Source organism: Pseudomonas sp. StFLB209, assembly GCF_000829415.1.
GTDB lineage: Bacteria > Pseudomonadota > Gammaproteobacteria > Pseudomonadales > Pseudomonadaceae > Aquipseudomonas.
Genome location: NZ_AP014637.1, coordinates 3,694,364 through 3,711,132, shown reverse-complemented (window position 1 = coordinate 3,711,132; position 16,769 = coordinate 3,694,364). Strand labels below are relative to the sequence as shown.

The 16,769-nt window shown below is 59.0% G+C and carries 17 protein-coding genes and 3 pseudogenes; 9 read left to right on the top strand and 11 right to left on the bottom strand.

The annotated features are described in order from the left end of the window. Positions 1-85 precede the first annotated feature (85 nt). The 3 genes and pseudogenes from PSCI_RS16655 to PSCI_RS29135 all read left to right on the top strand — a co-directional run. The gene (locus PSCI_RS16655) at positions 86-559 is read left to right on the top strand and encodes a cyclic nucleotide-binding domain-containing protein (protein WP_045489035.1); all 474 of its coding nucleotides are present in this window, start codon (positions 86-88) and stop codon (positions 557-559) included. Between the two features lie 49 nt (positions 560-608). Next, positions 609-974 (top strand): YajD family HNH nuclease, encoded by a 366-nt coding sequence (locus PSCI_RS16650; RefSeq protein ID WP_045489033.1) that lies wholly within the window; start codon positions 609-611, stop codon positions 972-974. Positions 975-1,121: 147 nt separating this feature from the next. Then, a pseudogene (locus PSCI_RS29135) lies at positions 1,122-1,252 on the top strand (IS5/IS1182 family transposase); the annotation flags it as partial. 52 nt (positions 1,253-1,304) lie between these two features. Here the strand turns inward: PSCI_RS29135 and PSCI_RS16645 are convergent. Beyond that, entirely contained in the window at positions 1,305-1,931 is a 627-nt protein-coding gene (locus PSCI_RS16645) for an HAD-IA family hydrolase (protein ID WP_197540954.1), read from the bottom strand. 579 nt (positions 1,932-2,510) lie between these two features. On the opposite strand from PSCI_RS16645, the gene PSCI_RS16640 reads away from it, so the two are divergent. The 4 genes from PSCI_RS16640 to PSCI_RS16625 are packed head-to-tail and all read left to right on the top strand — an operon-like array spanning position 2,511 to position 6,235. Further along, complete coding sequence (locus tag PSCI_RS16640; RefSeq protein WP_045489031.1) at positions 2,511-4,250, top strand: copper resistance system multicopper oxidase; 1,740 nt, start codon at positions 2,511-2,513, stop codon at positions 4,248-4,250. 11 nt (positions 4,251-4,261) lie between these two features. Next, entirely contained in the window at positions 4,262-5,212 is a 951-nt protein-coding gene (locus PSCI_RS16635) for a copper resistance protein B (RefSeq protein ID WP_084710246.1), read from the top strand. Between the two features lie 42 nt (positions 5,213-5,254). Continuing rightward, on the top strand, positions 5,255-5,791 hold the full coding sequence (locus tag PSCI_RS16630; RefSeq protein ID WP_045489027.1) for an RNA methyltransferase: 537 nt from the start codon (positions 5,255-5,257) through the stop codon (positions 5,789-5,791). A 45-nt stretch (positions 5,792-5,836) separates the two neighbouring features. After that, positions 5,837-6,235 (top strand): YgaP family membrane protein, encoded by a 399-nt coding sequence (locus PSCI_RS16625; RefSeq protein ID WP_045489025.1) that lies wholly within the window; start codon positions 5,837-5,839, stop codon positions 6,233-6,235. A 4-nt stretch (positions 6,236-6,239) separates the two neighbouring features. Here the strand turns inward: PSCI_RS16625 and PSCI_RS16620 are convergent, their stop codons facing one another. Further along, the gene (locus tag PSCI_RS16620; protein WP_045489024.1) at positions 6,240-6,689 is read right to left on the bottom strand and encodes a YcgN family cysteine cluster protein; all 450 of its coding nucleotides are present in this window, start codon (positions 6,687-6,689) and stop codon (positions 6,240-6,242) included. Between the two features lie 202 nt (positions 6,690-6,891). Here PSCI_RS16620 and PSCI_RS16615 point away from each other — a divergent pair, with 202 nt between their 5' ends. Continuing rightward, positions 6,892-7,485, top strand: coding sequence for a nitroreductase family protein (locus PSCI_RS16615; protein WP_045489021.1), 594 nt, complete (start codon positions 6,892-6,894; stop codon positions 7,483-7,485). Between the two features lie 114 nt (positions 7,486-7,599). Here PSCI_RS16615 and PSCI_RS16610 read toward each other — a convergent pair whose 3' ends face one another. The 5 genes from PSCI_RS16610 to gvpU all read right to left on the bottom strand — a co-directional run bounded on the left by PSCI_RS16610 (position 7,600) and on the right by gvpU (position 12,890). Then, entirely contained in the window at positions 7,600-8,532 is a 933-nt protein-coding gene (locus PSCI_RS16610) for a D-2-hydroxyacid dehydrogenase (RefSeq protein ID WP_045489017.1), read from the bottom strand. 89 nt (positions 8,533-8,621) lie between these two features. After that, the gene (locus PSCI_RS16605) at positions 8,622-8,915 is read right to left on the bottom strand and encodes a YcgL domain-containing protein (RefSeq protein ID WP_045489014.1); all 294 of its coding nucleotides are present in this window, start codon (positions 8,913-8,915) and stop codon (positions 8,622-8,624) included. Continuing rightward, on the bottom strand, positions 8,912-10,045 hold the full coding sequence (gene rnd, locus PSCI_RS16600; RefSeq protein ID WP_045489011.1) for a ribonuclease D: 1,134 nt from the start codon (positions 10,043-10,045) through the stop codon (positions 8,912-8,914). Before rnd ends, PSCI_RS16605 begins: the two co-directional genes overlap by 4 nt. Positions 10,046-10,188: 143 nt before the next feature. Continuing rightward, the gene (locus tag PSCI_RS16595) at positions 10,189-11,880 is read right to left on the bottom strand and encodes an NAD-dependent malic enzyme (RefSeq protein WP_045489008.1); all 1,692 of its coding nucleotides are present in this window, start codon (positions 11,878-11,880) and stop codon (positions 10,189-10,191) included. A gap of 536 nt (positions 11,881-12,416) precedes the next feature. After that, complete coding sequence (gene gvpU, locus PSCI_RS16590; RefSeq protein ID WP_045489006.1) at positions 12,417-12,890, bottom strand: gas vesicle accessory protein GvpU; 474 nt, start codon at positions 12,888-12,890, stop codon at positions 12,417-12,419. A 499-nt stretch (positions 12,891-13,389) separates the two neighbouring features. Between gvpU and PSCI_RS16585 the strand changes: the two genes are divergently transcribed. Beyond that, on the top strand, positions 13,390-14,091 hold the full coding sequence (locus tag PSCI_RS16585; protein ID WP_045489003.1) for a WbqC family protein: 702 nt from the start codon (positions 13,390-13,392) through the stop codon (positions 14,089-14,091). A 28-nt stretch (positions 14,092-14,119) separates the two neighbouring features. Here the strand turns inward: PSCI_RS16585 and PSCI_RS16580 are convergent, their stop codons facing one another. The 4 genes and pseudogenes from PSCI_RS16580 to PSCI_RS16570 all read right to left on the bottom strand — a co-directional run bounded on the left by PSCI_RS16580 (position 14,120) and on the right by PSCI_RS16570 (position 16,753). Next, positions 14,120-14,776 carry an acetyltransferase gene (locus PSCI_RS16580; protein WP_045489000.1) on the bottom strand — a complete coding sequence of 219 codons (657 nt, stop codon included), beginning with the start codon at positions 14,774-14,776 and terminating at the stop codon, positions 14,120-14,122. 205 nt (positions 14,777-14,981) lie between these two features. Beyond that, positions 14,982-15,419 (bottom strand): annotated as a pseudogene (locus PSCI_RS30215) (methyl-accepting chemotaxis protein); the annotation flags it as partial. A 111-nt stretch (positions 15,420-15,530) separates the two neighbouring features. Then, positions 15,531-16,295 (bottom strand): annotated as a pseudogene (locus tag PSCI_RS30210) (PAS domain-containing protein); the annotation flags it as partial. A gap of 56 nt (positions 16,296-16,351) precedes the next feature. Continuing rightward, positions 16,352-16,753, bottom strand: coding sequence for a hypothetical protein (locus PSCI_RS16570; RefSeq protein WP_144403267.1), 402 nt, complete (start codon positions 16,751-16,753; stop codon positions 16,352-16,354). Positions 16,754-16,769 lie beyond the last annotated feature (16 nt).

Here is a 16,769-nt window from a genome sequence, read left to right as displayed (position 1 = left end):
CTTCGCAGCCAGACCGTCGTCATCGGGCGCCTGGCTGCAACAAGCGTTGACCGTGAGCGTAAACCAATCAGAACAAGACCGAATCATGCCTGAACCGTCCAACATGAACACCGCGATTCACACCATGCTGCTCGACTGCGGGCTGTTTGATTCCGTGTCATCCAGCGAGTTGGCCAGCGTCGCCGGTTATTTCAGCATCACTGAATTCGACAAGGACCAGGTCATCTTCAATGAAGGCGACCCCGGAACCTTCATGTGCATCATTGACCAGGGCAGCGTGGTGGTGCGCAAACTCAACCCCGACGGCCAGGCGGTGGATATCGCCAGCCTGCGCCGCGGCCGGGCGTTGGGCGAAATGGCGGTGCTCGATGGCGAACGTCGCTCGGCCAGTTGCATCGCTGCCAGCCACTGCCAGTTGCTGACCCTGGGGCGTGACTCGCTGGACAAGATGATCGACGAGGCGCCGAAGATTGCGGCGAAGATTATTCGCGCATTGGCGATTTCATTGTCCAGGCGGCTGCGCATGGTCGATGGGCAGTTGCTCGCGCAGCAGGTTTGACAGCCTGATAGACTGACGGCGTATTCCACACCTGCAGCAAGGCCATTGTATGAGCACGCCGTCGAACACTTCCAAACTGGACCGCATCCTCGCCGAAACCCAGCGCGAACGGGAAAAAGGCTACCGTGACAAGGCCCTGCGCATGTACCCGCATGTCTGCGGGCGCTGCGCCCGGGAGTTTTCCGGCAAGCGCCTGAGCGAATTGACGGTACACCATCGTGACCACAACCACGACAACAACCCCCAGGACGGCTCGAACTGGGAGTTGCTGTGTCTGTATTGCCATGACAACGAACATGCGCGATACACCGACCAGCAGTACTTCAGCGAAGACTCACTGAGCACACCGAAAATCGCCAAGGCCACGCATAACCCGTTTGCGGCGCTGGCAGGCTTGATGAAGAAGGATGAGTGAGCGCTGCACCTCTGTGCTGATCTGGCGCCACAGCGCGGGCTCGGCCCGAAGAACAACGGCAAAAACACAGCCGCTCATACTTTTTAGGTTTTGTACTAAAAGTCGGTGCCGGTAGCGTTTGCGCCATGATTGGCTGGCGGCCCGCATGGCTTGCCGCGACTCTTTGATTGTCCAAAGTATCGACAGCAGAGCATCAGTGAACGGATGTTTGGCTGGCCAGGAGCGTTGCGGCTATGGTCACCTTGGCCTGCCGCCTACTTTGTAGGCAGCAGTACTTTTTCTTACAGAACTCAAGAGCAGTCGCTGTTCACGATACGACCCTGCGCAGGGTCATTTTGCACTTTCGCCTATTACTTGTAGATCACTGATCTGCGCTTCAAGCTCGCTGGACTTCGTCCAACAAATAGCATTCCAGCCCGACTCAAGTGCAGCCTGAACATTAGCTGGAGTATCATCAATCAGGAGTAACTCCTCTGGTAGAAATCCGGACAACTCGGTGATCTTTTTATAAAACTCAAGGCTTGGCTTTCGCCAAGACAGCGCTGCGGAGTAAAAGATGCCATCGCAGTAGTGATCCAGGCCAAGTGACGTCATTAAAAACTCTGCGCGTAGGTGTTCCTGATTGGACGCGAGAAATACTTTCACCCCACGACGACGATGACGGGCCAGGTCCGCCAGCAACCCGAGATTGAGCCGAGCATCGTTTTCAAACCAGTAATTCAATAATCTATGCGCAGAAAGGTTCGGAGCAATGTCTGCCAGCACCGAGGCAAGCCTCTCTTCAAGGGATAACTTGCCGGTAACTATGGCATCCCAGTAGGGCTCGAACAGCGCCTTATGAAGATCCGAGCTTGCCAGCCCGAGATCCTCTTCAAGTGATGAAGCCCAGCCTTGGCCGTCGGCGGGCCGACCATCGACGACGACACCATCCACATCAACCATAAAAGCCCGAATCAACGTAGCCTCCTTCATGGTGTCCCGGACTTCGCATTGCAAACAGATCCCGGTGCATTCAATAGATATATCTTGCAAAAGGTCACCTCTAAAAACGTAGGCGAGGCAGCCTGCGCAAGGCAAAAAACGGCGAGGGAGCGGAGTTTACGGGTTGTAAATGAGCATCCTGAGCCGTTTTTTAACGCAGTGCTGGCAACGCAGGTCGTTTTTAGAGGTGCCCAAAACGCCAGCTTATGAGACCGACCTGGATAGGTATAAGACTTGTTATGCATAAGCTTAGAGGGTGTCTACAAAATGGCTGCACTTAGCAATACTGCGTTGAAATCGGCCTGGATCGCCAGCCCGGTCAACATGCTCATGTACTTCTGTACACTGCGCTTTTCCGCCCGATTTCGCCTTGTCTTGCCTTCGTTCGCCTATTTTGTAAACACCCTCTCAGGGCACACTCGGTTACCAGGAGAGTTCGCCGAATGCTTATGCCTATAGCGTTGCTCATGCTTTTTAACCTGACGTAAATGTAATCACCCACCGCTGTGCGTTATGGCATCTTCACGCCCATCGATGCATGGGACTTCTACTGCGATGCCTTTCAAGACTTCACGACGTACGTTCGTTCAGGGCCTGGCCGCCGGCGGGCTGCTGGGTGGGCTGGGCTTGCTGGCTACGCCGCTGCGGGCCGCTGCGGTCGGCAATCAGCAGCCGCTGGAATTGAGCGGCACCGAATTCGAGCTGTTCATCGGTGAAACGCCGGTGAACATCACCGGTCGGCCGCGTACCGCACTGACCATCAATAACGGCTTGCCCGGCCCGTTGTTGCGCTGGCGTGAGGGCGATACGGTGACGGTGCGCGTGCGTAACCGGCTGCAAGAACCGACCTCCATTCACTGGCACGGCATCATCCTGCCAGCCAATATGGACGGTGTACCGGGCCTGAGTTTTGCCGGAATCGCCCCTGACGGCATGTATGAGTACCGCTTCAAGGTGCGCCAGAACGGCACCTACTGGTATCACAGCCACTCCGGGTTACAGGAGCAGGCCGGGGTCTACGGGCCGCTGATCATCGATGCCAGGCAACCCGAGCCGTTCGAGTACCAGCGTGAGCATGTGGTGATGCTCACTGACTGGACCGACGAGAAACCTGCCACGCTGCTGAAGAAACTCAAGCAGCAAGGCGATTACTACAATCGCCAGAAACGCACCCTGATCGACTTCATTGACGACGTCGGCCGGCACGGCTGGAGCCAGACTGTCGCCGACCGGAAAATGTGGGCGCAGATGCGCATGAACCCCACCGATATCGCTGATGTCGGCGGCGCGACCTACACCTACCTGATGAACGGCCAGGCACCGGACATGAACTGGACCGGGCTGTTCACGCCCGGCGAAAAGGTCCGCCTGCGGCTGATCAACGGCTCGGCCATGAGCTACTTCGACCTGCGCATACCGGGCCTGAAAATGACCGTGGTTGCCGCCGATGGCTTGCATGTCGAACCCGTGACCGTCGATGAACTGCGTATCGCCGTGGCAGAAACCTATGACGTGATCATCGAGCCACAGGCCCCCGCCTACACCCTGTTCGCCCAGGCCATGGACCGCAGCGGCTTTGCCTGCGGCACGCTGGCCAGCCAGCCGGGGCTACGTGCGCCAGTGCCGCAGTTGGACCCACGGCCACTGCTGGGCATGGCCGATATGAACATGAGCCATGCGGGCATGGGCCATGACCAGATAAACCATGGCCAAATGAATCACGCCGCCATGCCAGCGATGCCGGGCATGCAGCATGGCAGCGGTTCGCAACCCATCGAACACCCCGCCAGCGAAGAGGGCAATCCGCTGGTTGATATGCAGACCACCCAGCCAACGGCCAAGCTGGATGATCCAGGTATCGGCCTGCGCGATAACGGCCGACGGGTGCTGACTTACGCTGACCTGCGCAGCCGCTTCGCTGACCCCGATGGCCGCGAACCAGGCCGCAGCATTGAACTGCACCTGACCGGGCACATGGAAAAATTCGCCTGGTCGTTCAATGGTGTGAAGTTTTCCGACGCCGAACCCTTGTTGCTCAGGTATGGCGAGCGGGTGCGTATCGTGCTGGTCAACGACACCATGATGACCCACCCCATTCACTTGCATGGCATGTGGAGCGATCTGGAGGACGAGCACGGGCGCTTCATGGTCCGCAAGCACACCATCGACATGCCGCCCGGCACGCGGCGCAGCTACCGGGTGACTGCCGACGCGCTGGGCCGCTGGGCCTATCACTGCCACCTGCTGTACCACATGGAGACCGGCATGTTCCGCGAAGTGAGGGTACAAGAATGAGCCTGACGCACATGAGCCGCCGCCCTGCCCTGCTATTGACCACCAGCCTGCTGTTCAGCCCGGTCGCGCTGGCCGCGCAAGGCACCGGTCACAATATGGACCACTCCAGCCACGGCGCCATGGCGGACCCTGCCATGCACGCCCAGCCGCTAGACGAGCATGCAGGACACGCGCCTGCGCCCGCCACTGATGCTCATCAGGGTCACGCAGGCCACGACATGAGCACACACAGCGGCCATTCAATGCCACCCGCCGTTGCCTCGCCAGTCCCGCCCCTGACCGACGCTGACCGGGCGGCGGTGTACCAGCACCCGGCAGGGCACCAGATGCACGACAACGCCTGGAATCACCAGGTGTTGCTGGACAGGCTCGAATGGCAGGATGGCGAACACGGCAGTGCGCTGGCCTGGAATGTCGACGGCTGGGTCGGTGGGGACATCGACCGGTTGTGGTTACGCAGCGAGGGCGAACGCAGTCAAGGGCGTACCGAGCACGCCGAAGTACAGGCGCTGTGGGGCCATTCAATTTCGCCCTGGTGGGATTTGCTGGGTGGCATACGTCAGGACTTCAATCCCGGTGCCGCGCAAACCTGGGCGGCGTTCGGGATTCAGGGCATGCCGCTGTCCGGGCTGGAAAAAGCTACGGCGTTTATCGGCGAAGGCGGCCAGGCTGCGCTACGCCTGGAGGCCGAGTACGACTTGCTGATTACCAACCGGCTGATCCTGCAGCCTTCGGCAGAGGTCAACCTGTATGCCAGCAACGATGAGCAACGCGGGGTCGGTGCAGGTCTTGCCGACAGCGAACTGGGTTTGCGCCTGCGCTATGAGATCCGCCGCGAGTTTGCGCCCTATATCGGCGTGACCTGGAACCATCGCTACGGCAATAGCGCTGACTACGCCAGGGCTGAGGGTGAAGCGCGCAGTGAAGCACGGCTGGTGCTGGGGGTACGGCTGTGGTTCTGAATCTGCCGTATACTTGCCGGCTTTTCTCCAGAGCACTTCACCGTGGGCAACAAACGCTACGCCTGTATCGGACTGTATAACCCCAAATCCCCGGAAAATGTCGGCTCGGTCATGCGCGCCGCCGGTTGCTATGGCGTGGCGTCGGTGTTCTACACCGGTAAACGCTATGAGCGCGCCAGGGACTTTGTTACCGACACCAAGAAGATCCACCAGGATATCCCGCTGATCGGTATTGAAGACCTCAAACAGATCCTGCCGCTGGGCTGCACCCCAGTGGCAGTCGAGCTGGTCGAAGGTGCCCGCGCCTTGCCGGAGTACACCCACCCTGATCGCGCCCTGTATATCTTCGGCCCGGAAGATGGCTCGCTGGACCAGGAGATCCGCGACTGGTGCGAGGACGTGGTGTACATCCCTACCGAAGGCTGCATGAACCTCGCGGCGACGGTCAATGTGGTGCTCTACGACCGCATGGCCAAGGGCAACAACACCCGCTCCGGTGCGCAGTTCGGTCGTGACAAGGTCACCGAGCCCACGCCAGCCGCCCGCGCAGCCATTGATGCAGATTCGGGGAACAGTTGACCTGGCTGGCAGTCAGTAATGGTTCAACCCGTCAGGAGAGCAATCATGAGCGATACCCCGATCATCGAACGCATTGACCGCCCATTCCCGCCACAACGCCCGGAACAGAACGTTCAGGGCTGGGAGCGCATCACCTCGCTGGCCGGTGGCGTGGCGCTGGTAGGCAAAGGGCTGCGCCGGGGCGGGCTGTTCGGTCTGGTACAGCTGGCCATCGGCGGCGCGGTTCTGGCCCGTGGCATCACCGGCCACTGCTCGGCCAAGAGCCTGCTGGAGAAAAGCCGTAGCGATCTGCACCGTGCACGGACCGATATCGAACGTGCCGGCGCCGAACTGCACCACCTGAAAAGAAAAGCCGAAAAAACCGCGCCCAAAGTGATCGAGGCGGTGAAAGAGACGGTCATTGACGAGGTCGCCACCCCGAAGACCTCCAGGCCTGAGATCTGAAGCGTTAGCCGGCGCGGAAAATCAGGTAATCCTCCCAGTCATCTTCAGGCACGCTGTCTTCGCTGAGCATGCGCCCGGACTGGGAGATACGCTTGCGGTGGACCGCCTTGCGGTCACCGCTGACCAGGTGGTGCCACTCAGGCAGATCCTTGCCTTCGCTGACCAGCCGATAACCACAGGTCGGCGGCAGCCACTTGAACTCATCGGCCTGGCCTGGGGTGAGCTGGATACAGTCGGGCACGGCATCGCGACGGTTCGGGTAGTCCGAACACTGGCACGTCTTGAGGTCCAGCAGCTTGCAGGCGATGCGTGTGTAGTAGACGCTGTTGTCTTCTTCGTCTTCGAGCTTTTGCAGGCAGCACAATCCGCACCCATCGCACAGCGACTCCCACTCGTCCCGGTTCAGTTGGTCGAGGCGCTTGTGGATCCAGAAAGGTTCGAGTGTGGCGGTCATGGGCGGCTAAACAGCGTCGGTGCAGGAAAAGGCCGCCAGTCTAGTGGCACAACTGCTGCGGGCCAAGCGCTGGCTGTCGCCAGACTTGTCATTGGTAGTGCGAAACAGTAATTTTGACAGGCTTTGTTACATCCTGATGCCTGCCGACCACGGCCCATCCTGTCTGCCCGTCATTCAACCCCTCCCTACGACAAGGACTGCCATGAGCACTCATCCTCGCGTTGCCGACTTTGACATTCACCCGCAATTCATCCAACGCTGGTCGCCGCGGGCGTTCAGCGATGCGGTGATCCCGGAAGAAACCCTGCTGAGCTTCATCGAAGCCGCGCGCTGGGCGCCTTCGGCCTACAATTCACAGCCTTGGCGCTTCCTGTATGCGCGCCGTGGTACACCGAACTGGGAACGCTACCTGGGCCTGCTCAATGAATTCAACCGCAGCTGGGCCCAGCACGCCTCAGCCTTGGTGGTCATTGTGTCGAAGACCACCTTCACCGCACCGGGCGCCAGCGAAGAAAGCCCGGCCCTGTGGCACACCTTCGACACCGGCTCCGCCTGGGGGCTGTTTGCCCTGCAGGCGAGCCTGAGCGGCTGGCACACCCACGGCATGGCCGGCTTCGATCAGGACCTGACCCGTCAAGAGCTGAAGATTCCGGAGCACTACGCGATTCACGCGGTGATCGCAGTGGGCAAGGCCGGCGACAAGGCAAGCCTGCCGGAATACCTGCAAGGCCGTGAAGTACCGAGCCCGCGCCAGCCGGTCAGCGAACTGGCTGCCGAAGGTGATTTCAGCCTGTAGGTTGAATCACGCAGCACACACCGGGCCTCGTAGGAGCTGCTTCAGCGGCGAAGGCTTCGCCGCTGAAGCGGATCGCCGCCCGGCGGCTCCTACGGATTTTGACAGGCGCAGCCGTCAGTAACCGCGCGCGAAATCCACCTCGCCGCGCAATGGCTCGCCCGCTTCAAAGGCGCGCAGGTTGTCCAGAAACAGTTCGACCATCGCCGGTGGCGAGGTGGGCGCTGAACTGTGTCCGGTCAACAACAGGCCGTAAGCAGTCCAGAACGGATGACGCCGAGGCAAGGGCTCCTGGCGGCAGACGTCGATCACTGCACCGGCCAGATGGCCTTCCTTGAGCGCCTCTACCAGGTCGGCATCGACCACCGACACACCGCGCCCGGTGTTGATGAACAGCGCCGAAGGCTTGAAGCAAGCGAACAGCTTCGCATCGTACAGGTCATGAGTCTGCGGCGTGTTGGGCAGTAGATTGATCACATAGTCCATATCACCGAGCAGTTGCGCCATATCAGCCAGCGTGACGACCTGTTCAAAGGGCGGCAGCTCACGCGCCGTGGAGGCCACGCCGAACAATTGCACGCCAAACGGCCGTAGAAACTGCGCAACACTCCGACCAATGTCACCGGCACCCACGATCAGTACCTTGCGCCCGGCCAGGCTATGGCCTGGGCGGTTATCCCATTTGCGCTCGACCTGGCTCATCAGCCGTGCAAGCACTTCACGCTCATGACCAAGCATATAAGTGAGAACATATTCGGCCATCACCTGGCCAAAAATACCCACCGCACGGGTCAGCCGGTACTCACGGCTCAGGTGCTCACTGAGCAGCGGCGTGATGCCGGCCCAGGTTGATTGCATCCACTGCGGTTTGTGCCCCTGACGCAACAACGTGGCGAGCAGATCGGGCTGGCCCAGCCAGACCGGCGCATCACTGGCCATTTCGGCCAACTGCGCCGAATCACCACTGCTCAGGACTTCAAGTTGTGGGGCAGCCTGTTGCAGCAGTCGGGTATAGAGAGCGTAATCATGTTCAGCGATCAGAACGCGCATGCAAGGCAATCCTGGAATTCGGGCAGGCAGGTCAATACGAAGTACCGGGCATCACCAGACCGGCACCCGTCGGATGCCGGCAGACACGATCACACCGGATCGTTGCGACGCAGCAGTTCTTCGGGCAAATGCTCGATGTATTCTTCTTCGGCAGGCGGCATTTGCAGGTGATAACCCTGGTTGTCGAGATTTTCCAGCACCTTGGTGATGTCCTCACGCGCCAGCGCACGCTCAGGGCTCAGGACCAGGTCAAAGGCATGCTGCGGCTTGCCGAACGCGGTCAGCAAACCCTCAGGTACACGGCTGAGCACGTCACTTTTCAGGACGTACAGGTACATCTCGTTCTTCTTGGGGCTGCGATAGATGGAGCAAATACGTTTCAAGGCTGTTCTCCGACACTGGCCAGGCTGTCGAGCAGTGCCTGGCCCATCAACTCACGGCGCCAGCCACGCAGCGAATCGGGTAATTGGTAAGGCCCTTGGGGATAGCCGCTTTTGAGCAGCAACTCCAGGGTTTTCTTGCGCAGCATCAATTCCGGCGCCATATCCAGGCGCTCGGCGTACTGCTGGCCGATGGCGCGCAATGACTTGAGCATGGCCGAGGCTTCGATCGGCAGCGGCTCCGGCAGCGGCGCCGGCCATTGCTCGGCAGGGGTATTGCCCGCGCTCTTGATCAGTTGCAAGAGAAACTCGCCATCCTGACGCACGGTACGCGGGTGCATGTCTTCGATGCGCGCCAGCGTGGTGAGCTGATCCGGCTGGGTCTTGGCCAACGGCCACAACGAAGCTTCACGCAGGATACGATTACGCGGCTGGTTGCGAATCCGCGCCTGCTGCTCACGCCAGGTGCACAGCTCACGCAGCACCGCCAATTGCTGACGAGACAGCTTCCAGGCCAGCTTGGCCTCGCGGTAAGCCTCGCGCGGATCGCTTTCGCGACGCAGATTGGCGACCAGTTCGGCGCCGTCTTCCAGAACCCAGGCGTACTTCTCGGCCGATAGCTGTGGCTGCAACTTGTTGAACAGCTCGGCCAGATGCATGGCGTCTTCTGCCGCATAGCTGACCTGCGTATCGGACAGTGGCCGCTGCAGCCAGTCGGAACGGGTCTCGCCCTTGGGCAGTTCGATGTCCAGCACCGCTTGCACCAGCCGCGAATAGCCCATCGAAAAGCCGATGTTCAGGTAACCGGCTGCCAGTTGGGTATCGAACAACGGTAGCGGCAGGCTGCCGGTGAGGCGCAGCAAGACTTCGAGGTCTTCGCTGCAGGCATGCAGAACTTTGGTAACGGCCGGGTCTTCCAGCAGTACCGCCAGCGGGTGCCAGTCGTTGATCAGCAAAGGATCGATCAGCCAGGCGTTGTTGCCATATCCGACCTGCAGTAAACCGGCGATCGGATAGAAGGTATCGACCCGCATGAATTCGGTGTCGACGGCGATAAACGGCAGGGACTGCCATTGCGTGCATTGGCGGGCAAGGCTGTCGTCGTCGCGGATCCAGTGAATATCGATGGCCACACGGCTCTCCCTTGGATAATGGCGCGCAGTATATATCGCCGTGGGAGCTTGTCGCGCATCAGCCGGCAAGTCTTTGCACAATCTTCATAGTATTGAGCAGATGTTGCAGGAGGCCGGGGCGCATTGCGCGCCCCGGCTGTCGGTCAGTTGGAACGCCGACGGTAGGTACGGTACTCAGGCGTCCAGAAGTTGCGCTCGATGGCGTCGAGAATAACGTCTTCCGGCGTTTCCAGCGCCAGCCCTTCGGCCTGGGCCTCTTTGGCCACGGCCAGAGCGATCTTGCGGCTGACCTGCTGAATGTCCTTGAGCGGCGGCAACACCGCATCGCCCTCCCCGGTCACCATAGGCGAGCATTCGGCCAAGGCGTTCGAGGCTGCCATCAGCATGCGGTCGCTGATTCGCGAAGCCTTGCACGCCAGGACACCCAGACCGATGCCCGGGAAGATGTACGAGTTGTTGCACTGGGCAATGTGTACGGTGCGACCGTTGATGTTCACCGGGGCAAACGGGCTACCGGTGGCAACCAGGGCCTGGCCGTCGGTCCAGCGCAGGACTTCCTCAGGCGTGACCTCGACCTTGGAGGTCGGGTTGGACAGTGGCATCACCAGCGGACGCGGGCAGTGCTTGTGCAACTCACGGATCACTTCTTCGCTGAACAGGCCACGCTGACCCGAAACCCCGATCAGTACGGTGGCGCCAGCGTTGCTGACCACATCCAGCAGTGACGCATAGTCCTGACCGGCGCTTGCCCAACCGGCCACGTCAGCAGACTGCTGCGCCAGGCGCTTCTGGAAGTCCAGCAGGTTATCCATGCCCTCGGTGAGCAGACCGAAACGGTCGACCATGAAGATCCGCTTGCGTGCCTGGGCCTCGCTCAGGCCCTCGACCTGCATGGCGGCGATGATGTGTTCGGCGATACCGCAACCGGCGGAACCGGCGCCCAGAAACACCACTTTCTGCTGGCCGAGGGTTTCCTGCTTGGCCTTGCAGGCCGCCAGCAGCGTACCCACCGCCACGGACGCGGTGCCCTGAATGTCATCGTTGAAGCAGCACAGCACGTCGCGGTATTTGTCCAGCAACGGCATGGCGTTGGCCTGGGCAAAGTCTTCGAACTGCAGCAGCACGTCCGGCCAGCGGCGCTGTACCGCTTCGATGAACAGCGCAACGAAGTCTTCGTACTCCTTGCCGGTCACCCGCTCGTGGCGCCAGCCCATGTACATCGGGTCATCCAGCAATTCACGGTTGTTGGTGCCGACATCCAGCACGATCGGCAGGGTGTAGGCCGGGCTGACCCCACCGCAGGCGGTGTACAACGACAATTTGCCGATCGGGATCCCCATGCCGCCGATGCCCTGGTCGCCCAGACCGAGAATGCGCTCGCTGTCGGTTACCACGATGATCTTGATCCGGTCTTTGGTCGCGCTGCGCAGGATGTCATCGATACGATCGCGGTCAGGATAGGAAATGAACAGGCCGCGGTGGGTGCGGTAGATCTTGGAGAATTCCTGACACGCCTGACCGACCGTCGGGGTGTAGATAATCGGCAGCATCTGTTCCAGATTCGCGTCCAGCAGACGGAAGAACAGCGTCTCGTTGTTGTCCTGGATCGAGCGCAGGAAGATGTGCTTGTCCAGATCGCTGGCGCACTGCTGATACTGGCTGTAGGCCCGGGCCACCTGTTCTTCGATGGTTTCCACGTTTTGTGGCAACAAGCCGATCAGGTTGAAATCGATCCGCTCTTGCGGAGTGAACGCACTGCCCTTGTTCAGAAGGGGCATTTCCAACAGGGAAGGACCTGCGTAGGAAATGTACAGCGGTCGTGTGGTATTGGTCATTTCTTCTTCGCCTTTTCGTCTCTCGTAAATTCTGTGCAAGACCGGGGCGTGCAACCTGGCGTGTTGCGTTATTGTTTTTTTGCCAGCTCTCTCAGGCCATACCGGAAAAATTCGGTGAGCAATTCAGGCCGCACATATTACTCGCGACACCCGCCCCGCTGCGACATATTGTCGCTAAAAAACGACAGTTTTCAGCGAGATCGCCTGCACCACGCTGCACAGATTTTGTTGCCATCTGACGACAACGGCCAATGACGACGGCGCGCGCTGATTTAGCGCTGGAGAACGTCGACGTGGGAAATTCAGCGGGCATTCGCAACGACGGCCGAAACCCAGACCTGGCGAACAAAAAAACAAAAACTAACAGGCTGCAAAACCATGACATGAAGTTCACGAACTTTTCACAGCGGCTGTTGCATCTTGAAGTCGCTCCCAAGTGTGAACCTTAAGCCCGCTCCCCCCATCCGGCGGGCTTTTCTTTGCCCGTTGATAAAGTGAACCGCCGGCGAGGCTTGCACCGCGCCGGACAGCTGCCATCAATGCGTCACGATCCGACCGATACTGAAGCCGTCTACCGCGGCGATGCGGCCACGCCACAGCACACCGGTTTCGCAGATCGGGCTCTGGTCGGAAGAGTAGGTTTTGGCGTCCTTGAGATGAATGAAGTGGAAGGCGTGATTATCGTCCTCAGCCAGCTCACCGGGTTTGAACGACAGAATCATTTCCTTCATTGATTGATCAGTACCGTTGTGAAATTGACCAAAAGGCGCCGCCAGCTCCTCGGCTAGCTGATCAAAATAGGCATCATGAGAAACAAGATGTCCTGACAGCAGATTTCCACCGACCGACAGGGTGACACCCAGCTCGACCTTGGTACTCACCACAAACCTGACCAGCCACTGCAGCAGCCAATCAATCTGCCGACCCTGCGCCTGAAACTGGGCGATCAGCTCATCGTAGCCTTGATCCGGAAGCGAAGGGGTTTGTTCTGCTTGATCTACATCGGTCATTTGCAACTCCTTGCATGCAACTGAGTGAACCGAGGCCGTGTGGCACTTCGGGCGACAGCGGAGGGTGCTGCGCAACCGTAGGAAGCCCCCGATAGCGTATGCACTTGCAGGGAGAATAGACCAGATGGATGACATGCAGAGTCACCCGGCGACGCTCATGCACCACGCCATGCGCATACCCGTCAGCACGCAATAATATTTACCGCCACTGCAAAGCCGTCCGTTGCACGAACACCCCTGGCTGCTACAGTTTGCTGGAGTGATTGACCTGATCACCCGTGACCTCAGAGCGTTGGTCGACAGTTAACTGAACCTGTACTCCGGATGGGCCAGCGCGAGCGATTCAATAACGTCTTACGCCCGTACACGTGGGCCAAGGACATTTTTTGAATCGCCAGGGAGAGAAACGGATGCTCGACAGTTTCCGCCACCATCTGCACGTCAGCGTTATCACCTTCAGGCCCCCGTGCAACAACTTCGCGATTGCCGAGGCGATTGCATGAGTGCAGTGGCGATCATGCAACCCTACCTGTTTCCCTATATTGGCTACTGGCAACTGCTACACGCCTCGGACTGCTTCGTGGTCTATGACGACGTGAACTACATCAACCGCGGCTGGATCAATCGCAACCGGATCCTGATCAATAACGCTGCGGGCTTGATCACTTTGCCGCTGCTTGATGCATCGCAGAACCGCAAGATTAACCAGATCCAGATCGCACCCGCCGCGCAGTGGCAGCGTCGAATGCTGCTGAGTATGCAAATGGCTTATGGCAAAGCGCCCTGCTTCTATCAGGTGTTTCCTTTGCTTGAGCACCTGCTGAGCTTTGAGAGCAGCAACCTTGCGCAATTTCTGACTTATCAGATTCAAATGATGGCGAGCTTCATGGGCCTGACGGCGCGAATCATCCCCAGCAGCCAGATCTACAACAACGCGCACCTGGCGGCGCAGGAGCGGATTCTGGATATTTGCCGCCAGGAAGGTGCAACACGCTACATCAACGCCCAGGGCGGCAGGTCACTGTACGAGCCACGGGCATTTGCCAACGCCGGTATCGATCTGCAATTCATCGCTATGCAGCCACTGCCCTACCGCCAGCGTGGCAAAGTCTTTACCCCGTACCTGTCGATCATCGATGCGCTGATGGAAGTCGGCGCCCAAGGCATAAAACCGCATCTTGAGGCCTACGATTACCTGTGAGGCGCAGGCCTTACACACCATGGGATGCCTAGAAATCCAGTTCCTGACTGCTTTTCACCGCGCGCGCCGGGGCACCGACATATAACTGCCAGGGCTGAGTGTCTTTCGAAATCAGCGCCCCCATGGCGACACAGGTGCCCTCAGCGATCGTGCAATTATTGGTGATGGTCGAATTGACGCCGAACCAGGCATAGCCATTGACCAGGCAATGCCCGGACAAGACCACATGGGAGGCGAAAAACGCATGGTCGCGAATCTCGCTATGGTGACCAATATGGTTACCACTCCACATGACCACGTTGTTACCGATGCTGGTGAAGGGTTGCAGTGTGTTGTCTTCCAGAATGAAACAGTTCTCACCGATCAGGTTGTCATTCACCGTCGCCTGGGGGCTGACGTATGAAATGAAGTCGTAGCCCTTTTCTTTGCCCTGAAGATAGATCGACTCACGCTGACGGTTCATCCTGCGCCCCGTCATCGGTGCAAACAGCTTGTACCCGACACACGGAAAATACTCATGGAGGGATTCGAACGGCACCACCGGTAAGCCTTCGAAATGCCTCGATTCCGGGAGATAACGTTGGTTGACCGTGAAACCGACAACTTCAACCGAAGGGTCTTTTTTCAAGTAGTAGTACGCCAACTGAGCAGTATCGAGCACTCCAAAAATGACAGTCTTTTGCATGATGGCCCCCTGAGCATTCGATTGTGAGTCAGGTCAAACCAACGTAATACGTAACAACACGCTGAATCGTGCTCTTCACGATAGCAGTCGCGCTGGCGCCGCGAGCAGGGAATAGGGCAACCAGAATAGATACCTGATCGTCGTCAAATACCCGGCCATCGGTACGGGCGACCGGCTCTACGGCGCAGTTGTGCATACCAAGCGCTTAGCCCAAATCCACCGTGACCCTTCCTACAGCCTGAACCACCTCAATGGCCCCATTGCGAATATCGATGATCGCGGTATCGGCCTGCTCGGCCATCAGCAGGCCTTGCTCGGCCTTTGTCCGACTGGATTGGATGTCTTCGACCGCCTTGTCAGCCAGGGTCTTGTTGTGCTGGACAATCTGGACGATTTCACCGGTGGCCGCGCTGGTGCGCCCGGCCAGTTGACGCACCTCATCGGCCACGACTGCAAAGCCCCAACCTTGCTCACCGGCACGCGCAGCCTCGATAGCCGCGTTGAGGGCAAGCAGATTGGTCTGCGAAGCAATCGCGCTGATCTTCTCCACCATGCTGCTGATCAGCAACGACTGGTCGCCCAAAGCCTGCATGCTGGCGGTCGCCGATTGCATCTGACCGGCGATGGATTTCATGGTTTTGATGGCCTGCTGTACGACCTCGGTACCCTGCGCGGCGCGGGTCTCGGTCTGGCGCGAAATATCGTAGGCGATCTGCGCAGCGCTTTTGACCTGTGTCTCGCGGCTCACCTGGTCGGTTACGACGCTGGCGAACTTGACCACTTTGTACAGCCGCCCTTCAGCGTCATAGACCGGATTATAGGAAGCCTCCAACCAGACCGGATGACCACGATTGTGCAGCCGGCAAAACCGGCCCGCCACGTATTCACCCTGCCGCAGCCTTTCCCAAAACGCCACGTATTCGGCAGAGGCGGCATAGTCCGTTGCGCAGAAGATCCGATGATGACGTTTCTGAATCTGCGCCAGCGAATACCCCATGCTCTGCAGGAATTGATCGTTGGCGGTGATCACGGTGCCGTCGGGATTGAACTGGATTACCGCCGTGGACCTGAGCAACGCCGCCAGGATTTGCGAATGTTCGCTGATCTGCTCGACCATGTCGGTGATAGCCGAACCGTAACCCTGCACATGTTCGAGACGGCCCGCATCGTCATACACCGGCAGCCAATGCAGGCTCAGCCAGGCAGCGCCGCCATCGGTGCGTATAAACCGGTAACGGTCATGCACAGGCTTTGACGCCTTCAGTCCGTCTTCCAGCGCTGCGAAGAGCCCCGCGGTGCTGCCTGACGTTGACATGAGCTGCTTCAGACTCTGGCCATGCAGCCGCTCAGGCATGCGCCCCAGCGAGTCAGCAAATGCGCTGTTGAACGCCATGACTTTCAAATCCGGGCCCAGGCGCACTGAGAGCATGCCCGCATCCAGCTGTGCACCCAGTTGCTGTAACTGCCGTAACTGGTTATCGCGCTTTATCAGCTCTTGTTTCAAGCGTCGTTCGAACATACTCACACCTCCCAATGGTTACGGCGAATGAACCACCGGCAGAACCTGCCAAGCGGTCACTCAAGGGCGCCCTTGTTCTGTTTCAAGGCATCAAGCGCCAGCAACTGAACGCTGGATCGCGCCAGAATCGAGACACATAACGACTCGACGTCATCCAGCACCGTCTTCAGGGCATTCAAACGACCACGCGCTGAATCGAACTCGCAAAACCCCCGACTGATGATCAACAGTCTCTGGCGAACGTCGTCGATCAACATGCCGGTCAGCCCCAGAATTCTTCTGACGCCCTCCTCGACGACCGCAATAAGCCTCAACAACTCGCCCTTGAGATGAACACAGGACAGGTCACTCAAACTGCTCGCATTGGTCTGGGGCCCGCCCATTAACCGATCTGTGCTGGCCAGCAGCGACTTGGCAATGTCAATGGCGCAATCGACCTGATTGATCTTCAGCAACATGCATGACACTTGACCT

What these genes read in the sequence shown, in the direction of transcription:
- PSCI_RS16655 (WP_045489035.1), top strand. Translation starts at nt 86, where the DNA reads ATGCCTGAACCGTCCAACATGAACACCGCGATTCACACCATGCTGCTC.
- PSCI_RS16650 (WP_045489033.1), top strand. Translation starts at nt 609, where the DNA reads ATGAGCACGCCGTCGAACACTTCCAAACTGGACCGCATCCTCGCCGAA.
- PSCI_RS16640 (WP_045489031.1), top strand. Translation starts at nt 2,511, where the DNA reads ATGCCTTTCAAGACTTCACGACGTACGTTCGTTCAGGGCCTGGCCGCC.
- PSCI_RS16635 (WP_084710246.1), top strand. Translation starts at nt 4,262, where the DNA reads ATGAGCCGCCGCCCTGCCCTGCTATTGACCACCAGCCTGCTGTTCAGC.
- PSCI_RS16625 (WP_045489025.1), top strand. Translation starts at nt 5,837, where the DNA reads ATGAGCGATACCCCGATCATCGAACGCATTGACCGCCCATTCCCGCCA.
- PSCI_RS16620 (WP_045489024.1), bottom strand. Translation starts at nt 6,689, where the DNA reads ATGACCGCCACACTCGAACCTTTCTGGATCCACAAGCGCCTCGACCAA.
- PSCI_RS16615 (WP_045489021.1), top strand. Translation starts at nt 6,892, where the DNA reads ATGAGCACTCATCCTCGCGTTGCCGACTTTGACATTCACCCGCAATTC.
- PSCI_RS16610 (WP_045489017.1), bottom strand. Translation starts at nt 8,532, where the DNA reads ATGCGCGTTCTGATCGCTGAACATGATTACGCTCTCTATACCCGACTG.
- PSCI_RS16595 (WP_045489008.1), bottom strand. Translation starts at nt 11,880, where the DNA reads ATGACCAATACCACACGACCGCTGTACATTTCCTACGCAGGTCCTTCC.
- gvpU (WP_045489006.1), bottom strand. Translation starts at nt 12,890, where the DNA reads ATGACCGATGTAGATCAAGCAGAACAAACCCCTTCGCTTCCGGATCAA.
- PSCI_RS16585 (WP_045489003.1), top strand. Translation starts at nt 13,390, where the DNA reads ATGAGTGCAGTGGCGATCATGCAACCCTACCTGTTTCCCTATATTGGC.
- PSCI_RS16580 (WP_045489000.1), bottom strand. Translation starts at nt 14,776, where the DNA reads ATGCAAAAGACTGTCATTTTTGGAGTGCTCGATACTGCTCAGTTGGCG.
- PSCI_RS16570 (WP_144403267.1), bottom strand. Translation starts at nt 16,753, where the DNA reads ATGTTGCTGAAGATCAATCAGGTCGATTGCGCCATTGACATTGCCAAG.